Source organism: Streptomyces sp. CA-142005 (assembly GCF_050942335.1).
Lineage (GTDB): Bacteria > Actinomycetota > Actinomycetes > Streptomycetales > Streptomycetaceae > Streptomyces.
In genome coordinates this window covers 1,364,675-1,386,039 of record NZ_CP192078.1, presented here as the reverse complement: position 1 = coordinate 1,386,039, position 21,365 = coordinate 1,364,675, and the positions used below count along the sequence as shown (strand labels likewise).

Genomic DNA, 21,365 nt, shown 5'->3' with positions numbered 1-21,365 from the left:
CATTCACCGGCCAGTCGCATCTTCCACAGGAGCCCCGGATGGACCAGCCCGCCCCGATATCCCAGCCGCTCGGCCCGGCCGTGGCGCCCCCGCTGCGGGACCGGCTCACCATCCCGGTGCTGGCGTCGGGCGGCATCCTCATGGCGGTCATGCAGACCGTCGTCGTCCCCCTGCTGCCGGACCTGCCCCGGCTCACCGGCGCGTCCGCCGCGGCCGTCTCCTGGACGGTCACCGCGACCCTGCTCTCCGGCGCCGTCCTCACCCCGGTGCTCGGCCGGGCCGGCGACATGTACGGCAAACGGCGCGTGCTGACCGGTGCGCTCGCCCTGATGACCATCGGGTCGGTGCTGTGCGCGCTGTCCTCCGACATCGGCGTGCTCATCGCCGCCCGCGCACTCCAGGGCGCCGCCGCCTCCGTCGTACCGCTGTCCATCAGCATCCTGCGCGACGAACTCCCGCCGGAACGGCGGGGCTCGGCGGTGGCGCTGATGAGCTCCACCGTCGGCATCGGCGCCGCCCTCGGCCTGCCGCTCGCCGCGCTGGTCGTCCAGTACGCCGACTGGCACACCATGTTCTGGCTGACCAGCGCCCTGGGCGCGACGGGTGTCGCGGCGACCTGGTGGGCGGTCAAGGAGTCGCCGGTGCGCGAGCCCGGCCGGTTCGACGTGCTCGGCGCGCTGGGCCTGGCCGCCGGGCTGGTGTGCCTGCTGCTGGGTGTCTCGCAGGGCGGCTCCTGGGGCTGGGGGAGCGCCCGCGTCCTCGGGCTGTTCCTCGGGGCCGCCCTCGTCCTCGCCCTGTGGTGGTGGCAGCAACTGCGCGCCGAACGGCCGCTGGTCGACCTGCGGTTGGTCAGCCGGCCACGGGTCGGCCTGTCGCATGTGGCCGCCCTGCTGACCGGATTCGCCTTCTACGCCAACTCGCTGGTCACCGCCCAGCTGGTGCAGGCGCCGAAGGCCAGCGGCTACGGCCTGGGCCTGTCGATCGTCGCCACCGGTCTGTGCCTGCTGCCCAGCGGCGTGACCATGCTGCTGTTCTCACCGCTGTCGGCCCGTATCTCGGCCGCCCGCGGCCCGCGGATCACCCTCGCCCTGGGCGCCGCCGTCATCGCCTGCGGCTATGCGGTCCGCATCGCCGACAGCCGCGACCTGTGGATGATCATCATCGGGGCCACGGTCGTGGCGACCGGGACCACGCTGGCCTACTCGGCGCTGCCGACGCTCATCCTGCGGGCCGTCCCGGCCGGGCAGACCGCCTCCGCCAACGGCGTCAACGTCCTCATGCGCACCATCGGCCAGGCCACCTCCAGCGCTGCCGTCGCCGCCGTCCTCGTGCACCACAGCGGCCCGGTCGGCGGCGTCCCGATTCCCACCCTGCACGGCTATCTGCTCGCCTTCGCGATGGCGGGCGCCGTCGCCCTCGCCGCCTGCGCCGCCGCCTTGGCCATCCCGGGCGACGGCACCCCGGACGGCACCCGGCGTGCCGAGGACACCACCCGCGGCGCCCGCGACCAGGCCATGGAGGGAGCATAGGAGGCGTGAGCACGCCACCCGCACCGAGCCTGTCCGCCCGTCGCGACGCCGAGGCCACCAAGGCGGCCATCCTCACAGCGGCCCGCCACCTCCTCGCCCGGCACGCGCACGCCGACATCACGCTCAAGGCGGTCGCCGAACGCGCCGGCGTGAGCCCGCCGTTGATCGTGAAGTACTTCGGCAACAAGGACGCCCTGTTCGCCCGCGTGATGTCCTTCGACACCGACGCGGACGCCCTGCTGGACGCGCCGCTCGCCGATCTCGGCCGGCACATGGCCCGGCACGTCCTCGCCAGCCAGCGCGAGCGCGGCGCCGACCCGCTGCTGCGCATCGCCTTCGCCCCGCTGCACGGCGACCACGGCGACATCCTGCGCGCCAACTTCCGCGCCCAGGTGACCGAACGCCTCGCCGCGCGGCTCACCGGCCCCGACGCGGGCCTGCGCGCCGAACTCGCCGTCGCCGCACTGGTCGGCCTCGGCGTGATGTACGGCATCGCACGCGGCCCGCACCTGCGCGAGAGCGACATCGACTCCATCGCCGACCGCTACGGACCGCTGGTGCAGGCCCAGTTGACCCCCGGACCTTGACTCACTCGCCGGCCGGCCGGTGAGCAGGGCCCGCGCCGACCCGCGGAAGGCCGCGTAACAGGCGGCCGTCGTCGCCGGCGCGCGTCGCCAGGGCGACCTGGCCCGAGGCGACGAGCTCGGACTCGTCCTCGAAGTCGTCGGCAGGCACCGGCGGGCAGCCGGCTGCCCACCACCGACGAGGAAGGGCCGCCGTTCCGGGCCATCGCCGAGGTCGTCGGCCTGCCCCCGGACGTGCCCGTCACCGGGAGCGCTCCCGGTGACGGGCGAGGAGCGCTTCGGCTTCCCCGGGTGGGAACCGGCAGCTCGCCCGCAGGAGCGGCTCATTCCACGAGCCCCGGTGCCGGATGACACACTGGCGCCATGGACGAACGCGTAATCGGCAGGTCGGGTCAGTGGGCATCGGTGATCGGTCTCGGCACATGGCAGCTGGGCGCCGACTGGGGCGACGTGGACGACAAGGAAGCCCTGTCCGTCCTGGAGGCCGCGGCCGAGGCGGGGGTCACCTTCTTCGACACGGCCGACGTGTACGGGGACGGACGCAGCGAGGAGACCATCGCCTCCTTCCTGCGTAGCCGGCCCGACCTGCATGTCCTGGTGGCGACCAAGATGGGCCGCCGGGTCGAGCAGGTCCCCGAGAACTACGTCCTGGACAACTTCCGTGCGTGGAACGACCGCTCCCGCCGCAACCTCGGCGTCGATCGCATCGACCTGGTCCAGCTGCACTGCCCGCCGACGCCCGTCTACTCCTCCGACGCGGTGTTCGACGCGCTGGACACCCTGGTCGAGGAGGAGCGCGTCGCGGCGTACGGGGTGAGCGTGGAGACCTGCGCCGAGGCGCTGACCGCGATCGCCCGGCCGCACGTGGCGAGCGTGCAGATCATCCTCAACCCGTTCCGCATGAAGCCCCTGTACGAGGTGCTCCCCGCCGCCCGCGAGGCCGGCGTCGGCATCATCGCGCGCGTGCCCCTCGCCTCCGGCCTGCTGTCCGGCAAGTACACCAAGGACACGGTGTTCGCGGCCAACGACCACCGCACCTACAACCGGCACGGCGAGGCCTTCGACCAGGGCGAGACCTTCTCCGGAGTCGACTACGAGACCGGTGTCGAGGCCGCCGCCGAGTTCGCCGCGCTCGCCCCCGAGGGCTACACCCCGGCCCAGCTGGCGCTGCGCTGGATCGCCGAGCAGGACGGCGTGACCACGGTGATCCCGGGCGCCCGCAACCCCGACCAGGCCCGTGCGAACGCGGCCGCCGCCAAGCTGCCGCCGCTGCCCGCGGAGACGTTCACCGCGATCCGTGAGCTGTACGAGTGGCGGATCAAGGACCAGGTCGAGCACCGCTGGTAGTCACCGTGTCACCCGTCGTTTGAACGAACGGCAGGGCGGTTACACGCAAGCGCATGAAAGAGGAAGGACCGCGCCGGGGGCGGGACGAGACCGAGGAGGAGCGGGCCGACCGGATGTGGGTCGAACTCATCCAGGAGGTCCGCGTCGCCCAGACGGGTGTGCAGATCCTGTTCGGCTTCTTGCTGACCGTCGTCTTCCAGCCGAAGTACGCCACGCTGCCCGACGCCGACCAGGCCATCTACATCGTGACCGTCGTCCTGGGCGCCTGCGCCACCGGCGCCCTCATCGGCCCGGTGTCCCTGCACCGGCTGGTGGCGGGCCGCCGGATCAAGCCGCAGACGGTGCGGATCGCGGCCCGGATGACGTTCGTGGGCCTGATCCTGCTCCTGGCGACGATGGCGTGCGCCCTGCTGCTGATCCTGCGGGTGGCCACGCAGGGCGGCTATGTGCCGTATCTGCTGGCGGCCGTCGTCGTCTGGTACCTGGTCTGCTGGTACGGCCTCCCGCTGTGGGCCCGGCACCGGCACACGACCGCGTCGCCTGCCGATCACCCCGGGCCGGGGCAGGCTCCTCCAGCGCGCGGAGCCGACAGTCGTGGACACGACTGAGCAGCGGCACCGTGGCCGCCGGTCTCCGCGGCCGGCACTCTTCAGCAGAACGCCGGGCAGGCGCACACGGTGAGCGGCTCAGCAGCTCGCGCACCGGCACCGCCGGCACGAAGCCAAGCCCTGCGCCAGGTGCCCGAACCAGCGCGTGCGCGGTCAGCGGCCCGCACAGCAGCCCCGTCAGCGGGAAGCGCCGCAGCGGCAGCATCGCGAGGGGCAGGCCCATCAGCGCCCGCCACGTGAGCGAACACGGCGGGCGGTACCCGGCGCGGCAACGGGAGACCCTCAGCCCGCGGCGAGGATCTCGGCCGGCAGCGCGTCCGCCGGGACGCGTTCCCGCCCCGGCGGCACGATCCGGTGGGTCTCCCGCAGGAACGCCGCGACCGCGGGCGCCCAGGCGAACACCACCGCGTGCGCGGTCAGCAGCCCGTACGGTAGCCCCGTCAGCGGGAAGCGCCGCAGCGGCAGCATCGCGAGGGGCAGGCCCATCAGCGCCCGCCACGTGAGCGAACACGGCGGGCGGTACCCGGCGCGGCAACGGGAGACCCTCAGCCCGCGGCGAGGATCTCGGCCGGCAGCGCGTCCGCCGGGACGCGTTCCCGCCCCGGCGGCACGATCCGGTGGGTCTCCCGCAGGAACGCCGCGACCGCGGGCGCCCAGGCGAACACCACCGCGTGCGCGGTCAGCAACCCGTACGGTAGCCCGGTCAGCGGGAAGCGCCGCAGCGGCAGCATCGCGAGGGCAGGCCCATCAGCGCCAACGCGGTCCCCAGCAGCCAGGTCGTGCGGTCGTGCGTGCCCCGCGCCGACAGGGCGAGACCGGGCGGCCGCCACGCAGGCGAACACGGCGGGCGGTACCCGGCGCGGCAACGGGACGCTCAGCCCGCGGCGAGGATCTCGGCCAGCAGCGCGTCCACCGGGACGCGTTCCCGCCCCGGCGGCACGATCCGGTGGGTCTCCCGCAGGAACGCCGCGACCGCGGGCGCCCAGGCGAACACCACCGCGTGCTGCCGGCCGCCGTCCGGGCGGACGTCCCCGAGGAACTCCATGCGCAGCTCGTGCCACGCACCGGTCGCGGCCGGCCGCAGCCGTACGTCCCCGACGCCGACCGGCCGCGTAAGACCCTCGGACAGCATCTCCCGGTCCAGCCGCCAGCAGGCCAGCACCCGGCCGTCGTGGCCGAAGACGGCGGTGACGGCGAACGGGTCGTCGGCGTCGTAACTGAGATGGGCCAGCACGGGACACCGGCCGGTGCCTTCCGAACGAAGCTGTACCACCAGGGTGTTGTGCACGAACGCGGTCACGAGAGGGCCTCCGGTGACGAACGGCTCAGGGCCCTCTAGTACCCCCGTGAGGGCCGTGATGCTCACTCGTCCGAGGGATTCCCGCCGGATCCGCGCAGTGCGGCCAGGCAGCTGCCGATGGCCTGCTGGAGTTCCTCCAGGCGCCGCACCATGTCGTCCTCGTAGAAGTCCTGGGCGTCGTCGAAGGTCAGCTCCTCGAACGCCCTGGTCGCCTTCTGCAGGCTGCTGTAGAACTTCGTCCGCCGCTCCTGGACGCGCAAGCGGGGATCGGCCTCGACCGCCTCGGCGACGAGCGACTTCATCGTGTCGTAGGCCTCCGTCGCCCACTCGCCGGTGTCCTCGTCGCCCTCCAGCTCGTCGATCAGCGACAGATGGCGCTCGGCCTCCTCGCGCAGCTCGGCCGGGGCCTCGACGGTCTGTCCGGCCGGGGTCCTGATCTGCCCGGACTCGGCGATCTGCCGGACATACCCGATCCGGTCGGCGGCCCGGCTCTCGGTCGCGACGGCCTTCTTCAGGTCGTCGGTCCGTACGACGTCACGCGCCAGCTCCGCCTGCAGCTCGGGGTCCTCCCGCAGCCGGTCCAGCAGGGCGGCGCGGGCCGTGCGGGCGGTGGAGGGATCGGCGAGGATCGCGGCACGCAGGGCGGTCGGGTTCTCGGCGACCTCCAGCGCCTTGGTGGGGCGGATGCCCCCGGCCTCGGCGGCCTCGGCGATCGCCGTGCCGCGCTCGGAGGTCGCGCTGGTGCGCGAGACGTAGTAGCTCAGCCACACGTCCGCGTCCGGCAGCGCGACCTGCCGGCCCGGCTGCAGGGCCTCGAAGTGCGGCACGAGCCCGTCGTCGGCGGCCCGGTCCCAGGCCTTGTAGTAGCGCATGACCCGCTCCGGGGAGCAGCCGGCGAGTCGAGCGAACTCCTTCGCGGACACCTTCGGCGTCTCACCGGCAGGCTGTCCGCCCGGCCGCACACTGCGGGCCACCATCAGCGCGAAGGCCCAGCTCCCGGCGCGTGCGTAGGCGCCGAACTCACGGGCGTCGCGCGCCACCAGGTCGGACAGCGGCTGCGGCGCCGGGGCGGACGTCTCGGACGGGTCGATGACCAGGGTCACGGATGACTCTCCTGCAACAATGCTCAGGGAACCGCACCCGGAAGCGGGCGCAGGCAGGAAAGCCTATATGGACGCATTGGCCATGTTTGGGCCGACCCGTCAGGTCGCCGTCTCCGCGCCTTTGCCGAACGCCTCCCGCAGCGCGGGCAGCAGGGTCTTCGCCGACCAGTCCAGGTACTCCGCCTGCGCGTCGCCGCCGATCTGCACGAGCGCGATCTCCCCGAACCCGGCCTCGACGTACGGCCGTACGGCCTCGACGAAGGCATCGGGGTCGTCGCCGCACGGGATCGAGGCGGCGACGTCGTCCTCGTCCACGAATCGGGTCGCGGACTCGAAGGAGTCGGGGTGCGGGAGTTCGGCGTTCACCTTCCAGCCGAGCCCGAACCAGCGGAACTGGGAATGGGCGCGCTTGACCGCCGTGTCCCGGTCGGGGTCGTAGCACACCGGCAGCTGGCCGACGCGGGGTTTGCCGCTGCCGCCGTGCCGGTCGAAGGCCTCCAGCAGACCCGGCTCCGGTTCGGTCGCGATCAGCAGGTCGGCGAGGTGCCCGGCGAGCTCGCAGGACTGGTCGCCGGAGACGGCGATGCCGATCGGCGGGGGCTGGTCCGGCAGATCCCACAGCCGGGCCGAGTCCACGTCGTAGTGCGGTCCGTGGTGGGTGACATGGCCGCCCTCGAACAGCGCGCGGATGATCCCCACGGCTTCCTCCAGCATCTCGTGGCGCACGTCCACCGGAGGCCAGCCGCCGCCCACCACATGCTCGTTGAGGTTCTCGCCGGCGCCCAGCCCGAGCCGGAACCTGCCCTGGGACAGCAACTGCACGGTGGCCGCCTGCTGCGCCACGATCGCCGGGTGGTAGCGCAGGATGGGGCAGGTCACATAGGTCATCAGCGGAATCCGCGAGGTGGCCTGGGCAGCGGCGCCCAGCACGCTCCACGCGTACGGGGAGTGGCCTTGCGAGCGCAGCCACGGAAAGTAGTGGTCGGAGATCACCGAGAAGTCGAACCCGGTCTCCTCGGCCCGGACGACGTGGCCCACGAGGTCCCGGGGCCCTGCCTGCTCGGTCATCATCGTGTATCCGATTTGCACCATACGTGGCGAGTCCCCGGGGTGGCGGCCGGAAAACGAACCACCGGCGCCGGTCAGTGCTCCGGCACCCGGAACGTCTGCAGGAACGTCCTCAGCGCCAGCCGGCTCGCGGCGTCGCCCCAGGTCGCGGCCGGGGCCGTGAAGCGCAGCGAGAAGGCGTCGCCGCCGCCGGTCAGGAAGCCGCGCCCGAAGGTGTGCACCCGCGCGTCCCCCGTGCCGGCCAGCCACTCCAGGTCGGCGGCCCGGTACCCCTGGTACGTGGTGGCCCGGACGTCGCCGACGCGGTGGTAGCCGGCCAGCCGCCGCAGACCGGGCTCGACGTCGTCCCGCCAGACGGCCACGGGATCCGGGCCGACCTGCTCGCTGTGCGTGACGGCGAGGGTGGGGGAGGTGCCGTCCCGCCCGAACGTGACGCGGTAGGCGCCGGTGACGCGGGTGGTGGTCAGCCGCTTCCAGCCGTCCGGCAGGGCGACGGAGAAGCCCTCCGGGGCGGTGTAGCGGTGATAGCCGGCCGGCAGGACGGGCGCGGTGCTCGGTGCCGGGGTCGGGGTCGGGGAGGAGGTCGCGGTGCCTCCGGTGCGACTGCCTGCCGGGGTGGCCGAAGTGGTGGGGCGGACCGGTGCCTGCGCGGTGCCGACGCCCGGCAGCTGGTGGGTCGCGGCCAGGACGGCGGCGGCCACGGTGACCACGGCCAGCGCGGTGCCGGCCGCGAGCATCCCTCTGCTCCGCTCCCGCCCGGCGCGGCGTACGCCGGCGCGGACACCGGCGTACGCGGCGCGCAGCCGGGGCACGGGGGCCGGCTCCCGGTCTGCGTCGGCGTCCTCGTCGAGGGCCCGGATCAGGGCCTCCCTGACCACCGGCCGGGTCAGCCGCTCCCGCGAGTTCTTCCGCAGCAGCCCCTGCACGGCCTGGGTGAGCGGGCCCGTGCGCAGGGGGGTGCGCAGCGGCAGCCGGTCCACGGCCTTCAGGGTGGCGTCGGGCCGGCCGCGGTCGCGGAACGGCGGTCGGCCCTCCGCCATCGTGTACAGCAGCGCGCCCAGCGCCCACAGGTCGGCGGCCGGTCCGATGCGCTCGTCGCGGGCCTGCTCGGGCGAGGCGTACGACGGTGCCGTGAGCCGCGGCACCAGGGTCGCGCCGGCCAGCCCGAACCCGGTGACCACGACCGGGCCGCTGTCCCGTACGAAGACCTGGCCGGGGCTCAGCTCGCCGTGGGTGATGCCCCCGTCGTGCGCGGCCCGCAGCACGTCGAGCAGTTCCACGCCGATCCGGGCCGTCCGCGCGACGTTGAACCCGCCCTCGCGGTCGAGGAGTTCGCCGAGAGGCGTGCCGTCGATCCACTCGGTGACCGTCCACAGGGTGCCGGCCTCCACCACGGCGTCGACGACCGTGGCGACCTGGCCGGGGCACAGCAGCCGCATGGTCTCGGAGGTCCGCACGACGCGGGCCGTGATCCGGCGCGCGGTGTCGTCGGCGGAGGGCTCCGGCAGGGCGGTCTGGGCCACGAGCCGGGGCTGCTCCGCCGCCACGTCCTCGGCGTACCACCACAGGCGGTTCGTCTCGCGGGCGAAGACCTCCAGGAGCCGGTACCGTCCGGCGACCAACTCGTGTGCGGAGACGTGCGCCTTGGTCATGGTCATCCCTCGCTGGAACCCCTGTTGCGTGTCTCACAGAGGTACGAGGGGCGTGCGGGGGTGCGTTCAAAGAATCCGCGAGTCCGGTGCCGTTCCTGCCTTTCATTCAATTCTTCGAAAGGGCTTGCGAGTTTGGGATGGTCGCACCCGGGGGGCCTTCGACCTGCGGGTAACCGAGGGTAAATTCACGGGTGCGGCCGCGTGTCACAGCAGCCCGAACCGCTCGGCCCAGCCGGTCAGTTCCCGTGGTGTCGTATTGCCGCCGCACACCACGAGTCCGATCCGGGCGCCGTCGCCGACCCGGGCCACGACCTGGCGGGCCGCCGGCAGCAGACAGCCCGCGGCCGGCTCGGCCCACACCTTCGCGTGTTCGGCGAGGTCCAGCGAGCCCCGCACCGCGTCCCGGTCCGGCACCACCAGCACCTCCTCGACCAGCGCCGACACATGGTCGTACGTCAGCTGGGACACGGAGGGCGCGCTGAGCGTGGTGACCAGGGACGACAAGGGCACCGGCACCGGTCCGCCCGACTTCAGCGCGCCGGACATGGCCTCGGCGCCCTCGGTCTCCACACCCCAGACGCGGACCCCGGGACGCCGGGCGGCGAGGGCCGCGGCGACCCCGGCGATCAGCCCACCGCCGCCGATGCTGAGCACGACGTCCGTCAGGTCGCCCGGCGCGTCCTCGGCCAGCTCCAGACCGACCGTGCCCTGTCCGGCGATCACCACCGGGTCGTCGAACGGGTGGACCAGGGTCAGCCCCTCGTCCCGGAGCCGCGTCACCAGCGCGAAGGCGCTGTCCATGCCATCGGTCAGCCGCAGCTGCGCCCCCGCCCGCTCGACGAGTGCGACGGAACGCTCGGGCGCGGTGCGGGGCATGACCACGGTGGCCTTCACATCGAGGGCCGCGGCCATCACCGCGAGGGCGATCCCGTGGTTGCCGCCGCTGACCGCGACCACGCCCGCCGCCCGCTCGGCCGTGCTCAGCGACAGCAGCTTCGCCGTCGCCCCGCGAGCCTTGAACGAGCCGGTGCGCTGCAGCAGTTCGAGCTTGGCGGTGACCGGCACGCCGAGCAGCTCGGTCAGGCCCGGACTCGGGACGGTCGGCGTCCGCACCACATGTCCGGCGATCCGCTCCGCCGCGGCTTCGATCTCCGTGATGCCGATCAAGGTGCTTCACCCTTCCGGCGCGGGGAGTTGGGCCGCGCCGTTCGCACCCTGACCCGCGCAGACTGTCGAGGTCAACACGGTTTCACAGCCGCTGGCCACTCGCGGCCCACCCGGACGCCCAGCAACCGGAACAGCTCCCCGGCTGCCTCCGCGATCAGCGCCCGGGTGGCGGCCGTGTGCGCGCGGGCCTCGGCCAGGGCCGCCGTGCGGCCGCCCGCTGCCTCGATCAGCGTGGCGGCCTCCGTGGCCTGTCTCGGCGACTCGAGTGGCTCCCGGGTCGCGGACGGTCGTGTGGGGTCACAGCTCGCGGTCCATCAGGTGATCGAGGAGCCGGAGGAGCTGCCCGGCGGCTTCGGTGGCCAGGGGTGCCTCCGCGATCAGCGCCCGGGCGGCGGCCGTGTGCGCGCGGGCCTCGGTCAGCGCCGCCGTGCGGCCGCCCGCTGCCTCGATCAGCGCGGCGGCCTGCGCCGCCCGTCCCGGCGTGTCGAGCAGCTCGGGCAACCCACGGGCCGCCGGGGAACCGAGTGCGGCCAGCACCGGATAGGTCTTCTTGCGCTGTCGCAGATCGCCGCCCACGGGCTTGCCGGTGACGGCCGGGTCGCCCCAGATGCCCAGCACGTCGTCGACCAGCTGGAACGCGATGCCGAGATGCCGTCCGGCCCGGTCCAGCGCACCGGCGGTGGCCGCGTCCGCGCCGCCGAGCACGGCGCCCAGCGCGGCGGCACAGCCCAGCAGCGCGCCGGTCTTGCCCTCCGCCATCGACCGGTACTCCTCGGGTGTGACCCGCTCCGGGCCGGTCCAGGGGCGGGTGGCGAACAGCAGGTCGTCGGCCTGCCCGCGCACCAGGTCGGCGAGGGCCGCCGACAGCAGCCGTACGGTGCCGGCTCCCTGCGGTGCGGACGCGAGGGTCTCCACCGCCAGCGCGAACAGGGCGTCCCCGGCGAGCACCGCCGGGCCCGTGCCGTACGCCTTCCACACGGCGGGGCGGCGGCGCCGGGTCGCGTCGCCGTCCATGACGTCGTCGTGCAGCAGCGAGAAGGCGTGCACCAGCTCCACGGCGACCGCGGCCGGGACGCCTGCCCGCCGGTCGGCGCCCGCCGCCTCGGCGCCGAGCACCGCCAGCGCCTGCCGTACGCCCTTGCCGCCCGGCGCGGCGGCGGGTGCCCCGCCGACCTCGCACCAGCCGAAGGAGTACCCGGCCATCTCGGCCACCCACGGATGCAGCCGCCCGACCGCCTCCCGCAGCGCGGGCTGCGCCAACCGCGCACAGCGGCCGAGGAGTTCGGGAACAGAGGACGGAGCTTGTACGGTGGTCACCGGACCACCTCCGCATCGAGGCCGAACTCCTCCTGGGCCCGGGCCACCATCTCCCGGGCGTGCTTCAGTCCGCTCCGCTCCAACATCCGTGCCAGATCGGCGAGTTCGGCCGCCGTCTCGGACCGGTCGCGGCCGAGCCGCGCCAGCGACTTGGCCAGGCCCAGCCGGGCCAGCGCCTCGCCCCGCGGCTCGCTCATCGCGCGGAACTCCCCGAGCGCCAGCTCGTACAGATCGCGCGCCTCGGCGTAACGCCCGGCCCGGTACAGGACGTTGCCGCGCATCTTGTGGTTGTAGGCGAGCGCGCTGGAGAGGTTCATCGCCCGGCAGGAGGCCTCCGCCCGGGACAGCAGCTCCAGTGCTCCCTCGGTGTCCTTGTCGCGCACCGAGAGGATGTCGGCGAGTCCGCGCAGCGCCCAGGCGTGCCCGCGCCGGTCCTCCGCGCGCTCGGCTATCTCCGCCGCCTCCTCGAACAGCGCGAACGCCCGGTCGTGGTCGCCGGTGTTGCGGTGCATCTGCGCGATGCCCTCCAGCGCCCACACGGTGTGCCGGGCCTCGCCGCGCCGGCGCGCCTCGGCCAGCAGCTGCTCGTGCAGCCGGCCGACCGCCGCGTAGTCGCCCTGGATCCGGCCGGTCTCCGCCAGGCCGGCCAGCGAGTAGCCGCGGACGACGATGTCGCCGCCGCGCTCGCCGAGTTCGGCCGCGAACCCCAGCAGCCGCCAGGCCAGCGGGAAGGCCCCGCGCTGCCGGGCGAGGGTGCCGCCGCTCCACAGCGCCCACGCCATCGCGGCCGTGTCGCCTGCCGCGCGGGCGGTGCGGTAACTCGCCTTCCAGGCCTGGTCCGCGGCCGCCGTGTGGCCGAGCCGCCGGTGCGCCTCGGCGACGGCGATCCCGCAGCGGGCCGCCTCGGCGGGGCGCCCGGACCGCTCGGCCTCGCGCAGCTTCTCGGTGCCCTCCGCCAGCACATCGACCAGCGAGGAGTTCACGGACAGGGTGGTCAGGGCGCCCTGGTACTCCGGGGCGAAAGCCTTGCCGTACATGCGTACCTTTCTATACTCGACGTGTATACACGATGCGTATACATGGCGTGTATAGCGTCTCGAAAAGACGCCCCGGCCGAGGGGACCGGGGCGTGTCGGTCTGTCGCCGATCAAGACGCGGGTACGGCGACGGGGGTTGCCCGTGCGATGCGGATCACCCTGTGAAGGTTCAGTGCTGCTGGGCCTTCTGCGGGGTCAGCTCGCTCGGGCGCACCACGACGAAGCCCTCGCCCTGGAGCATCAGCTGCACGGCTTCGCCGGAACCGCCGCGCAGCATCGAGCCGATGGACTGGGAGCGGTGCAGCGAGGTCTGCAGATGCGCGGTCCAGCCGACCACCGCGTCCGTGTCGACGTACACCGGGGACTGCGCGGAGACCGGTATGACCAGCGGGTTGCCCTCGCAGACCAGCCCGAGCCGGCCCTGCCCGCTGAACACGCTGTTGAACAGGCCGCCGCCCGCGATGCCCGACCCCTTCACCGTCTTGATGTCGTACGACAGCGAGGCGTCGAAACACAGCACGTTGCGGCCGTTGACGGTGAACTGGTCGCCGGGCTCGACCTCGACGATGAAACAGTTCTGCGCCTCGTGCGCGAACCAGGCCTCGCCCTGCCCGCGCACGGCCATGAGGGGCAGTCCCTCACCGGTGACCGCACGCTTCAGCATGCCGCCGACGCCCTGCCCCTTGCGCTCGAACTTCAGGTTCCCGCGGTAGGCGACCATCGCGCCCTGGCGGGCGTACATCTCGCCGTTCACCGCGTACTTGACGCACTTGGCGTTCTCCACGGACATCCCCGGCTCCACGGCCGGCTGCACCACGTGCGTACTGGAAAAGAGATCACCCTTCATGCGGGGCATGGTGTCCCGGAGGATGTCGTTCCGACAAGATCACGCAAAGTGCCCGCTCAACCACCGAACAGCTGGGTCCAGTACGTGCCCGCCCGGCCGCCGCCCGCGAAGCCGACGCCCAGGTGGCCGAACTCCCGCTTGAGGATGTTGGCGCGGTGCCCGGGACTGTTCATCCAGCCGTTCACGACCTCGGCGGGGGAGCGCTGGCCGCAGGCGATGTTCTCGCCGATCGTGCGCATCCGGGATCCCGCCGCGGCGGCCCGGTCCCAGGGCCGGGAGCCGTCGGGCGAGGTGTGGTCGTAGAAGTCGCGGGCCACCATGTCCCCGCAGTGCGCCTGCGCGACGGCCGTGAGCAGCGGGTCCTCCGCCAGCGGGGGCAGGCCCGCCCGGCCGCGCTCGGCGTTGGTGAGCGCGAGGATCTCGGAGGCCGTGCGCGACAGCGCGTCCGGGGTGAGCGGAGCGGCCCACAGTGCGGTCCAGTACCGGTGGCCGGCGTCGGCGTGGGCCAGGGCGGCATGCCGGAAGGCAGGGTCGAGCAGGGTACGCCGGGAATGCGCCGATTCCAGGCAGTACTCCACGAACTCCGCCGGGCTGCGCGGCCCGGAGACGAGGTGTTCGCCGACCGTGACGTACGTGTATCCGGCGATGCTGATCCGCTGGTGCACCGAAACTCCGTCCCGGCCCTCACCGTCGAGCCGCCCGGCCTCCGCCATGGCCCGGACATGGGACCGCGCGGCGGAGACGAGCCGTGGATCGAGGGCGACCAGGGGAGAACCGGCCCGCGCACGGGCCGAGTTGACCAGGCGGAGGAAGCCGTCGGCGCCGCCGGGTGCCTCGGCGGGCGGGCTGGACGGCGGGTGTGGGCGGGGCGTGGCCGGACCGGCGGATGGAGGTTGTGGGCGGGCCGTCGGGGCCCGGGCGGACGGAGGGGGCGGCGGCGAAGGCGGGTTGGTCGTGGTCGGCGGGACGGAAGGGGTGGCTGCTGGGTACGGCATGTGATGCGACATCGGTCACATTCCGGCCTCGGAACCTGGGGGACGGAGTCCACGTCTCCACAGCCGACACACAGTTGGTCAGTCCGTGATCACTCTGTGGCGCCCATTCGTAAAGGATTGCCATAGAAGTTCGCGAAATCGATCATTCCGCCTTTACGTGGACATGACTGATCCGTAAGGGTTACGCCCTGGGGCCCGACCAGCCCCCGTGACGCGGAACCGCGTCATGCGTCAAGGCGGTTGGTGATCCCCGCTGCCTTAGAACGAAGGAACCCTGATCCTTGCGTAGACCTCACATACGCAGCGTTGCCGTCGCCATCGCGGTGACGACCGCTGCCACGGGTCTGGCCGGTACGGCTTTCGCGGGTCCGTCCACGGGGGTGGAGCGGTCCTCGGCGTCCGCCACCACGAACGCCACCGCGGTGGTCGAGGCGGCGCGCACCGCGGCCTTCGCCCACGCCTCGGCGACCGGCGTCTCCCGGGGCGACGAACTGCACGCGCAGGACGTGATGCTCGACCCCGAGGGCGCCCGGCACGTCCGGTTCGTCCGCACGCACGACGGCATGCCCGTGCTCGGCGGCGACCTCATCGTCCACCTCGACCACAAGCTGGCCTACGCCGGCGTGACCCGCGCCGCCGGCCACGCCGTCGAGCCGGCCACGACCAAGGCCAAGCTGACCGCCGACCAGGCCGCCGCCAAGGCCGCCCAGGCCGCCAAGGGCGACGCGGGCACCGCCCGGCTCGTCGTCGACGCGCGCGGCGGCTCCTCGGCCCTCGCCTACCAGGTGACCGTGACCGACGGGAACGGCACCAACACCGTCGTCGTCGACGCCGTCACCGGCAAGGTGCGCAGCAACACACCGGACAGCGACGAGTTCCTGTCGCCGAAGCTGCTGGACAGCCTGCGCAAGCACCACGAGACGATCGACCCGGCCACCGGCATCGGCTCCGCCTCCCCCGAGGCCGGCCTGCTCGGCTCCGGCGTCTCCGGTGCCGCGGCGAGCTACCCGTCGGCCGCCAAGGGCACCGGCAAGACCCTCTTCGTCGGCAGCGTCGGCCTGACCACCACGCAGACCTCGCGCGGCCACTACCAGCTCAAGGACCCGAGCCGGTACGGCACCGAGACGCGGGACGCCAAGGGCTCGTACACGGAGAAGTTCAGCGCGGGCACGAAGTTCACCAACACGACCAACGTGTGGGGCAACGGCGCGACGAGCAGCCGTGCCAGCGCCGCGGCCGACGCGCAGTACGGCGTCACCAAGACGCTGGACTTCTACAAGAGCACCTTCGGCCGCAAGGGCATAGCCAACAACAGCAAGGCCGCCCAGGCGATGGTGCACTGGGGCAGCAAGGTCGCCAACGCCTTCTGGGACCCGACCTGCAACTGCATGCTGTACGGCGACGGCGACGGCCAGATGTTCAAGAAGCCGCTCGTCGTCCTCGACGTCACCGGCCACGAGCTGACCCACGGCGTGGTGGACGCGACCGCGAAGCTGGAGCCGACCTACGTCGACTCCGACGGCAACCAGTACGGTGAGCCGGGCTCGCTGAACGAGTCGCTCGCCGATATCTTCGGCTCCAACGTCGAGTTCTTCACCAAGAACTCCAAGGACGTCGGGGACTACCTCATCGGCGAGAAGCTGGGCCTCGCGCAGAAGTTCCTGCGCCGTCTCGACCACCCGTCGCTCGACAAACTCGAGGGCACGATCGACTACTGGTCGCCGGACACGTACTACACCGAGGTGCACGCCGGTTCCGGTGTCTCCTCGCACGCCTACTACCTCCTCGCGGAGGGCAGCGGCAAGAAGACGATCAACGGCGTGAACTACAACTCGCCGACCTACCACAACGCCACGGTCAAGGGCATCGGCCGCACCAAGGCCACCGCGATCTTCTACCGTGCGCTCACCCGCTACATGGTCTCCACGACCGACTTCCACGACGCGCGCGTCGCGACGCTGAAGGCGGCCAAGGACCTGTACGGCGCGAGCAGCACCGAGTACAAGACGGTGGACAAGGCGTGGGCCGCGGTCAACGTCACCGCCGCCAACACGCCGGCCGCCCGTCACTGACGGAACCGCCGCACCACCGGATGCCCCGCCTCGCGCGGGGCATCCGCATGTCCGGGACCCGCGCGAACCGCCCATGGCCGTCCGCTTGACCCACGGCGAGGCCGGGGGTGGCGCCCTTGGTGTGAGCGCTGTCCGGCAACTACCGTACGCCGGTGGCGGATCCGGTTCGGGAGGCCGATTTCGGAGTGGATGTCCCCGGAGGACCTCGGCGCGAACGGCCCGGCGCCTCGCCGACCGGGGCCGGGGACCCGCTGCGGGCCCCTCCCCGGCCCGCAGCGGCGGGAGCGGAGACCCACCGAGGTGCGCGACCGCGGCGGTGGCGGGACCATGACGTCCGTGGGGTACGCAGGCATGTCCCGGACGGTCCGCGTGCGACCCGGCGGGTCCGGCACGCTCCGGGAGCCCGCGTGAAGACCGGCCGGTTCCGACGCCTCCGCCGCGTCGCCGCCGTCCTGCTCACGGCCGTCGTCTGCCAGTCCGCGCCGGGCAGGGCGGCCGCTCTGCCCGCGTCCGCCGAGCAGGCTTCCGGGGTCGTCACCTGGGCGGCGAGCGCCGACCGCATGGGCGAGGGCACCGCCGGCCAGGGCTACCGGATGATCGTGCACACCAGCGTCGGCGGCGACGATCCGCGCGTGCGGCTGAGCAACGCCTTCGGCGACCGGCCGCTGACCGTGGACAGCGTCTACGCCGGGATGCGCGGCGAGGGGGCCGCCGTGCGGCCGGGCAGCAACCGGCGGCTCACCTTCGGCGGCGCCCGTACGGTCATCGTTCCGACGGGTGCCACCGCCTGGAGTGACCCGCTGCCCGGCCGGCTGCGCGCCGGCACCGATCTGGTCGTCAGCCTGCATACCCCGGCCGCGGCAGGTCCGGCGACCGGCCACTGGCTGGCGATGCAGACCTCCTACACCGGACAGGGCGACCACACCGCCGAGGAGAGCGGCACCAACTGGACGCAGACCACCGGCTCCTGGTGGTACCTCGACGCCGTGTCGGTACGGCCGGCCGGCCGCGGCACCGGGGCCGTGGCCGCGCTCGGCGACTCCATCACCGACGGCTGGCACTCCACCCTGGATCTGGACCACCGCTGGCCCGACTATCTGGCGAAGCGCCTGCGCACAGCCCGCGCGGCCGTGCGAGGCGTCGCCGACGAGGGCATCTCGGGCAACCAGGTCCTCGCCGACAGCGCCGGGCAGAGCGCGCTGAACCGGCTGGACCGGGACGTGCTGTCCCTGCCCGGTGTGCGCACCGTCTTCCTCTTCGAGGGGGTCAACGACCTCAAGGCGCACACCGGCGTCACCGCGCGGGACCTGATCGCCGGGTACCGGAAGATCGCCGAGCGGGTGCACGCTGCGGGCAAGTGCGTGGTGGCCGCCACGATCGGCCCCTTCGAGGGTTGGCCCGAATGGGATCCGGCCGCCGAGACCGTACGCCGGGAAGTGAACCGATTCATCCGCGGCAGCGGGGAGTTCGACGCGGTCACCGACGTCGACCGCATCCTGCGCAGCCCCCACGACGCCGTACGGCTGCTGCCGTTCCTCGACGGCGGTGACCACCTGCACCCCGACGACCAGGGGATGCGGGCGATCGCCGGCGCCGTCGACCCCGGCACCCTCGACTGCACCCGCCTGACCGGGGACCGGCCGGCTCACCCCGCCCCGGTCGGCTCCGGCGCGATCAGCCCCCGGCGGTAGGCGACCGCCACCGCCTCCGTACGGCTCGCTGCGCCCAGCTTGGCCAGGATGTTGGAGACGTGCACGCTCGCCGTCTTGACGCTGATGAACAGCTCCTCGCCGATCTGCCGGTTGCTGCGGCCCCGCGCGAGGAGCCGCAGCACGTCCTGCTCCCGGGCGGTCAGCGGCGCGGCACCGGCCGGGTCCGCCGCGGTGGCGGCGGTAAGACGGCTCCGGCGGGTCAGCACGTCGATCCGCTCCAGCAGCGGTGCCGCACCGAGCGTGGCCGCTGTCGCCCGCGCCGCACGCGCCTGCTCCGCCGCCTCCGCGCGCCGCTCGACGGCCAGCAGCGCCTCCGCCCAGCGCACCCGGCAGCGCGCCTGCTCGTACACGTCGCCGTACGCGAACGCGGCGACCGCCTTGTCCCAGGCCGCCGGATCCGGGCCGGAGGTGGCCGTCGCCCACTCCGCCTCGGCGCGCGCCAGCCAGGCCTGGCCCTCCGGGCCCTGCGGACGCCCCTCCTCGTCCCGTGCCGCCGAGGCCCGCGCCTGCTCCACCAGCTCGGTCGCGGTGTCCGCCCAGCGGCGCAGCGCCGGCGCGTCCCCGGTACGCCGCGCTTCCACCGCCCGGTCGGCGACCGCCGTGAGACAGAGTGCGGCGAGCCGGACGGTGACGTCGGGCCGCCGCTCCGAGCCGTCGCCCAGCGCGGCGAGGGCCGCCCGCATCCGCTCCTCGGCCGTCTCCGGGTCGCCCCGTAGGGCGGCGGCGTCGGTGAGGACGATGCCGGCGACCAGCGTGCCCATCCAGTTGAACGGCCCCTCCAGCAGGGCCTCGGCCCGCTGGACGGCCCCGGCGTCGCCCCGCGCCGCGGCCGCGTACAGCGCGGGCCCCGCCGCGAAGGCGCCCGTGGCCGGCAGGGCGGACGCGGCCTCGGCCGCCGTGCTCAGGCACTCGTCCCACCGGCCGAGCGTGTACAGCGCCAGCAGCTGGAGATACCGCATCCCCAGCGGATACGGCGAGGACAGCAGTCCGGTCCGGCGGGCCCGCTCCAGCGCCTCGGCCAGCACGGGCAGGCACGCCTGGAGATCGCCGGCCTCCAGGCGGCTGATCGCCTGGTTGAACAGCGCGCGCATCTCCACCGGACCGTGCCCGGCGGACCGCGCCAGCTCCCGGGCCCGCCGCAGCTTCTCCTGGCCCTCCGGGGAGCGCCGGCCGCCTCCTTCGAGATTGGCCAGGGAGATCAGCAGATCGGCCCAGGCATCGGCCATACCCAGCTCCTCCGCGACGCGCAGGGCGCGGTGGGCGATGCTCAGCGCCGTCTCGTCCGCGCCGAGGTGACGGGCCGCCACGACATGGGTGGCCGCCGCCCACACCCAGGTCGGCGAGGGCGGCTCGGCGGGGATGAGCGCCAGCGCCTCACTGCTGTACCGGAAGGCGGCCTGCAGCCGGTCCACGCTGATCAGGTTGCCGGCCAGGGTGTAGCGGATCCGGGCGGCGAGCGCGGAGTCGGCGTCCTCGCCGACCTCGGCGAGCGCGGCCCGCGTCAGGGAGACCGCCCGATGGGAGTCCCCGGCCTGCACGGCCGCGACGGAGGCCCGCAGGGTCAGGGTGACGGGCGCGATGCCGTCGGCGCTCGGCCGTGCCCCGGCCGGCACCGACGACCACAGGTCCAGCGCCGTCTCCAGGTGCCGCAGCTCCTCGGCCGGCGCACCCAGCCGCCGGGCGTGGTCGGCCGCCTCCAGACAGGCGGCGAGCGCCGCCGGCAGGTCGTGGCTCTCGCGCGCGTGGTGGGCGCGCTCGGCGGCGGTCTCCGGGGCGCGGCCGCGGGCGGCGAGCAGCCGGGCGTACGCCCCGTGCAGCCGGGACCGCTCGCCGGGCAGCAGATCGGCGTAGACCGCCTCGCGGGTCAGGGCGTGCCGGAAGGCGTAGGTGTCGCGGTCCCCGGGGACGAGCAGCTGCCGGCCGACGGCCTCGCGCAGCGCCGCCTCCAGCTCCTCCTCGGGGAGCCCGGCCGCTTCGCGCAGCAGGTCGTGCTCCACCCGGCGCCCGGCCACGGCGGCGGTCCGCAGCACCTGCTGGCCGGTCTCCGTCAGCTGCTCGACCCGGATGAGCAGCAGGTCCGCGAGCCCGCTGGGCACGCCGCCGGCGTCCGCGCCGGCCGCAGCGAACAGCTCCTGCGCGTAGAACGCGTTGCCCTCCGCGCGGGCCACGATGCCCCGTACGACGGCCTCGGGCAGCGGGCGGTCCTCCAGGGCCCGCACCAGCCGCGCGACCTCGGGATCGGGCAGCGGCCGCAGCTCCAGCCGCTCCACGGCCGGCAGCCGGACCAGTTCGGCGAGCAGCGGGCGCAGGGGGTGGCGGCGGTGCAGATCGTCCGCCCGGTAGGAGGCGAGGACCGCGAGGCGCCGCTCGGGGCCGCCGCCCGGCCGGTGCAGCACGCCCCGGCTGAGCAGGAAGCGCAGCAGGTCCCGGGAGGACTGGTCGGCCCAGTGCAGGTCCTCCAGGACCAGCAGCAGCGGTGCCACGGCGGCCAGTTCGGCCAGCAGCCCGGCGACGTCCTCGAACAGTCGCAGCCTTCCGTCCGGGCCGCCCGCCGGATCGGTGCCGGCGCCCAGCAGCCTCTCCACCGCCGGATGCGCGGCCAGCACGGACGTGAAGCGTGCGTCGGCGGCGAGCACGCCGAGGATCTCGGTGAACGGCAGATACGGCAGGCCCACGTCACCGAGGTCCACGCAGTGCCCGGTGACCACGGTGCCCCCCGTCCGCGCCGCCCGCCCCGTGACCTCGTCCAGCAGCCGTGTCTTGCCGACCCCGGCGTCCCCGGCGACCAGCACCGCCCGCGCCTCCCCACCCCGGGCGCGCTCCAGCACGCCGAGGAGCCGGGCCAGTTCCTCGTCCCGCCCGATCAACGGCGGCGAGGAGAAGACGATCTGCGACACGCCCCCATCCTGGCACGCCGGGCGCCCCGAAGGGGCGCGGGACCGTGCCGATGGGCGGTCCCGCCGCGCGGGCGCGACCAGCCACGACGCACCCGCGGTCGCCGTCCGCGCAGAACCCGCCGAGCCGGCG

At 73.8% G+C, this 21,365-nt stretch carries 18 protein-coding genes and 1 pseudogene; 6 read left to right on the top strand and 13 right to left on the bottom strand.

Features of this window, described 5'->3' with window-relative positions; all coding sequences use genetic code 11:
* The first annotated feature begins 38 nt into the window (after nt 1-38).
* Nucleotides 39-1,529, top strand: a complete 1,491-nt coding sequence (locus tag ACQPXS_RS06820; RefSeq protein WP_433447919.1) for an MFS transporter — start codon at nt 39-41, stop codon at nt 1,527-1,529.
* Nucleotides 1,526-2,116: a TetR family transcriptional regulator gene (locus ACQPXS_RS06815; RefSeq protein ID WP_433455739.1), complete on the top strand. Its 591-nt coding sequence runs from the start codon at nt 1,526-1,528 to the stop codon at nt 2,114-2,116. The genes ACQPXS_RS06820 and ACQPXS_RS06815 overlap by 4 nt, the downstream gene beginning before the upstream one ends.
* 1 nt (nt 2,117) lies before the next feature.
* On the opposite strand, the gene ACQPXS_RS06810 is transcribed toward ACQPXS_RS06815, so the two are convergent.
* Nucleotides 2,118-2,264 (bottom strand): hypothetical protein, encoded by a 147-nt coding sequence (locus ACQPXS_RS06810; protein WP_433447917.1) that lies wholly within the window; start codon nt 2,262-2,264, stop codon nt 2,118-2,120.
* A gap of 212 nt (nt 2,265-2,476) precedes the next feature.
* Here ACQPXS_RS06810 and ACQPXS_RS06805 point away from each other — a divergent pair, with 212 nt between their 5' ends.
* Nucleotides 2,477-3,460, top strand: a complete 984-nt coding sequence (locus ACQPXS_RS06805; protein ID WP_433447915.1) for an aldo/keto reductase — start codon at nt 2,477-2,479, stop codon at nt 3,458-3,460.
* 53 nt (nt 3,461-3,513) lie between these two features.
* A complete protein-coding gene (locus tag ACQPXS_RS06800; protein ID WP_433447913.1) occupies nt 3,514-4,068 on the top strand; it encodes a DUF6328 family protein in 555 nt (184 codons plus the stop codon).
* Between the two features lie 282 nt (nt 4,069-4,350).
* Here the strand turns inward: ACQPXS_RS06800 and ACQPXS_RS06795 are convergent, their stop codons facing one another.
* The 11 genes and pseudogenes from ACQPXS_RS06795 to ACQPXS_RS06745 form a co-directional block, all read right to left on the bottom strand.
* Entirely contained in the window at nt 4,351-4,554 is a 204-nt protein-coding gene (locus tag ACQPXS_RS06795; protein ID WP_433447911.1) for a hypothetical protein, read from the bottom strand.
* Nucleotides 4,555-4,613: 59 nt separating this feature from the next.
* Nucleotides 4,614-4,799 carry a hypothetical protein gene (locus ACQPXS_RS06790; RefSeq protein ID WP_433447909.1) on the bottom strand — a complete coding sequence of 62 codons (186 nt, stop codon included), beginning with the start codon at nt 4,797-4,799 and terminating at the stop codon, nt 4,614-4,616.
* 143 nt (nt 4,800-4,942) lie between these two features.
* The gene (locus ACQPXS_RS06785) at nt 4,943-5,368 is read right to left on the bottom strand and encodes an SsgA family sporulation/cell division regulator (RefSeq protein ID WP_433447907.1); all 426 of its coding nucleotides are present in this window, start codon (nt 5,366-5,368) and stop codon (nt 4,943-4,945) included.
* 62 nt (nt 5,369-5,430) lie between these two features.
* The gene (locus tag ACQPXS_RS06780; RefSeq protein ID WP_433447905.1) at nt 5,431-6,471 is read right to left on the bottom strand and encodes a hypothetical protein; all 1,041 of its coding nucleotides are present in this window, start codon (nt 6,469-6,471) and stop codon (nt 5,431-5,433) included.
* A 99-nt stretch (nt 6,472-6,570) separates the two neighbouring features.
* Nucleotides 6,571-7,563: an LLM class F420-dependent oxidoreductase gene (locus ACQPXS_RS06775; RefSeq protein ID WP_433447903.1), complete on the bottom strand. Its 993-nt coding sequence runs from the start codon at nt 7,561-7,563 to the stop codon at nt 6,571-6,573.
* Between the two features lie 50 nt (nt 7,564-7,613).
* On the bottom strand, nt 7,614-9,197 hold the full coding sequence (locus ACQPXS_RS06770) for a serine/threonine protein kinase (protein WP_433447901.1): 1,584 nt from the start codon (nt 9,195-9,197) through the stop codon (nt 7,614-7,616).
* 198 nt (nt 9,198-9,395) lie between these two features.
* A complete protein-coding gene (locus tag ACQPXS_RS06765) occupies nt 9,396-10,358 on the bottom strand; it encodes a threonine/serine dehydratase (protein WP_433447899.1) in 963 nt (320 codons plus the stop codon).
* Nucleotides 10,359-10,655: 297 nt separating this feature from the next.
* Nucleotides 10,656-11,675 (bottom strand): polyprenyl synthetase family protein, encoded by a 1,020-nt coding sequence (locus tag ACQPXS_RS06760; RefSeq protein WP_433447896.1) that lies wholly within the window; start codon nt 11,673-11,675, stop codon nt 10,656-10,658.
* A complete protein-coding gene (locus ACQPXS_RS06755) occupies nt 11,672-12,712 on the bottom strand; it encodes a tetratricopeptide repeat protein (RefSeq protein WP_433447894.1) in 1,041 nt (346 codons plus the stop codon). Before ACQPXS_RS06755 ends, ACQPXS_RS06760 begins: the two co-directional genes overlap by 4 nt.
* Before the next feature lie 169 nt (nt 12,713-12,881).
* Nucleotides 12,882-13,559: an AIM24 family protein gene (locus tag ACQPXS_RS06750; protein WP_351808832.1), complete on the bottom strand. Its 678-nt coding sequence runs from the start codon at nt 13,557-13,559 to the stop codon at nt 12,882-12,884.
* A gap of 56 nt (nt 13,560-13,615) precedes the next feature.
* A pseudogene (locus tag ACQPXS_RS06745) lies at nt 13,616-14,533 on the bottom strand (CAP domain-containing protein); the annotation flags it as partial.
* Nucleotides 14,534-14,835: 302 nt separating this feature from the next.
* Between ACQPXS_RS06745 and ACQPXS_RS06740 the strand changes: the two are divergent.
* The gene (locus ACQPXS_RS06740) at nt 14,836-16,626 is read left to right on the top strand and encodes a M4 family metallopeptidase (RefSeq protein WP_433447892.1); all 1,791 of its coding nucleotides are present in this window, start codon (nt 14,836-14,838) and stop codon (nt 16,624-16,626) included.
* A gap of 407 nt (nt 16,627-17,033) precedes the next feature.
* Nucleotides 17,034-18,317, top strand: coding sequence for an SGNH/GDSL hydrolase family protein (locus ACQPXS_RS06735; protein ID WP_433447890.1), 1,284 nt, complete (start codon nt 17,034-17,036; stop codon nt 18,315-18,317).
* On the opposite strand, the gene ACQPXS_RS06730 is transcribed toward ACQPXS_RS06735, so the two are convergent.
* Nucleotides 18,272-21,235 (bottom strand): helix-turn-helix transcriptional regulator, encoded by a 2,964-nt coding sequence (locus ACQPXS_RS06730; protein ID WP_433447888.1) that lies wholly within the window; start codon nt 21,233-21,235, stop codon nt 18,272-18,274. The two genes, ACQPXS_RS06735 and ACQPXS_RS06730, sit on opposite strands and share 46 nt — an antisense overlap.
* Between the last annotated feature and the right edge of the window lie 130 nt (nt 21,236-21,365).

Coding starts and splice junctions, on each gene's coding strand:
- ACQPXS_RS06755 (WP_433447894.1), bottom strand. CDS start 12,712: ATGTACGGCAAGGCTTTCGCCCCGGAGTACCAGGGCGCCCTGACCACC.
- ACQPXS_RS06805 (WP_433447915.1), top strand. CDS start 2,477: ATGGACGAACGCGTAATCGGCAGGTCGGGTCAGTGGGCATCGGTGATC.
- ACQPXS_RS06800 (WP_433447913.1), top strand. CDS start 3,514: ATGAAAGAGGAAGGACCGCGCCGGGGGCGGGACGAGACCGAGGAGGAG.
- ACQPXS_RS06790 (WP_433447909.1), bottom strand. CDS start 4,799: ATGCTGCCGCTGCGGCGCTTCCCGCTGACCGGGCTACCGTACGGGTTG.
- ACQPXS_RS06750 (WP_351808832.1), bottom strand. CDS start 13,559: ATGAAGGGTGATCTCTTTTCCAGTACGCACGTGGTGCAGCCGGCCGTG.
- ACQPXS_RS06775 (WP_433447903.1), bottom strand. CDS start 7,563: ATGGTGCAAATCGGATACACGATGATGACCGAGCAGGCAGGGCCCCGG.
- ACQPXS_RS06770 (WP_433447901.1), bottom strand. CDS start 9,197: ATGACCATGACCAAGGCGCACGTCTCCGCACACGAGTTGGTCGCCGGA.
- ACQPXS_RS06795 (WP_433447911.1), bottom strand. CDS start 4,554: ATGGGCCTGCCCCTCGCGATGCTGCCGCTGCGGCGCTTCCCGCTGACG.
- ACQPXS_RS06820 (WP_433447919.1), top strand. CDS start 39: ATGGACCAGCCCGCCCCGATATCCCAGCCGCTCGGCCCGGCCGTGGCG.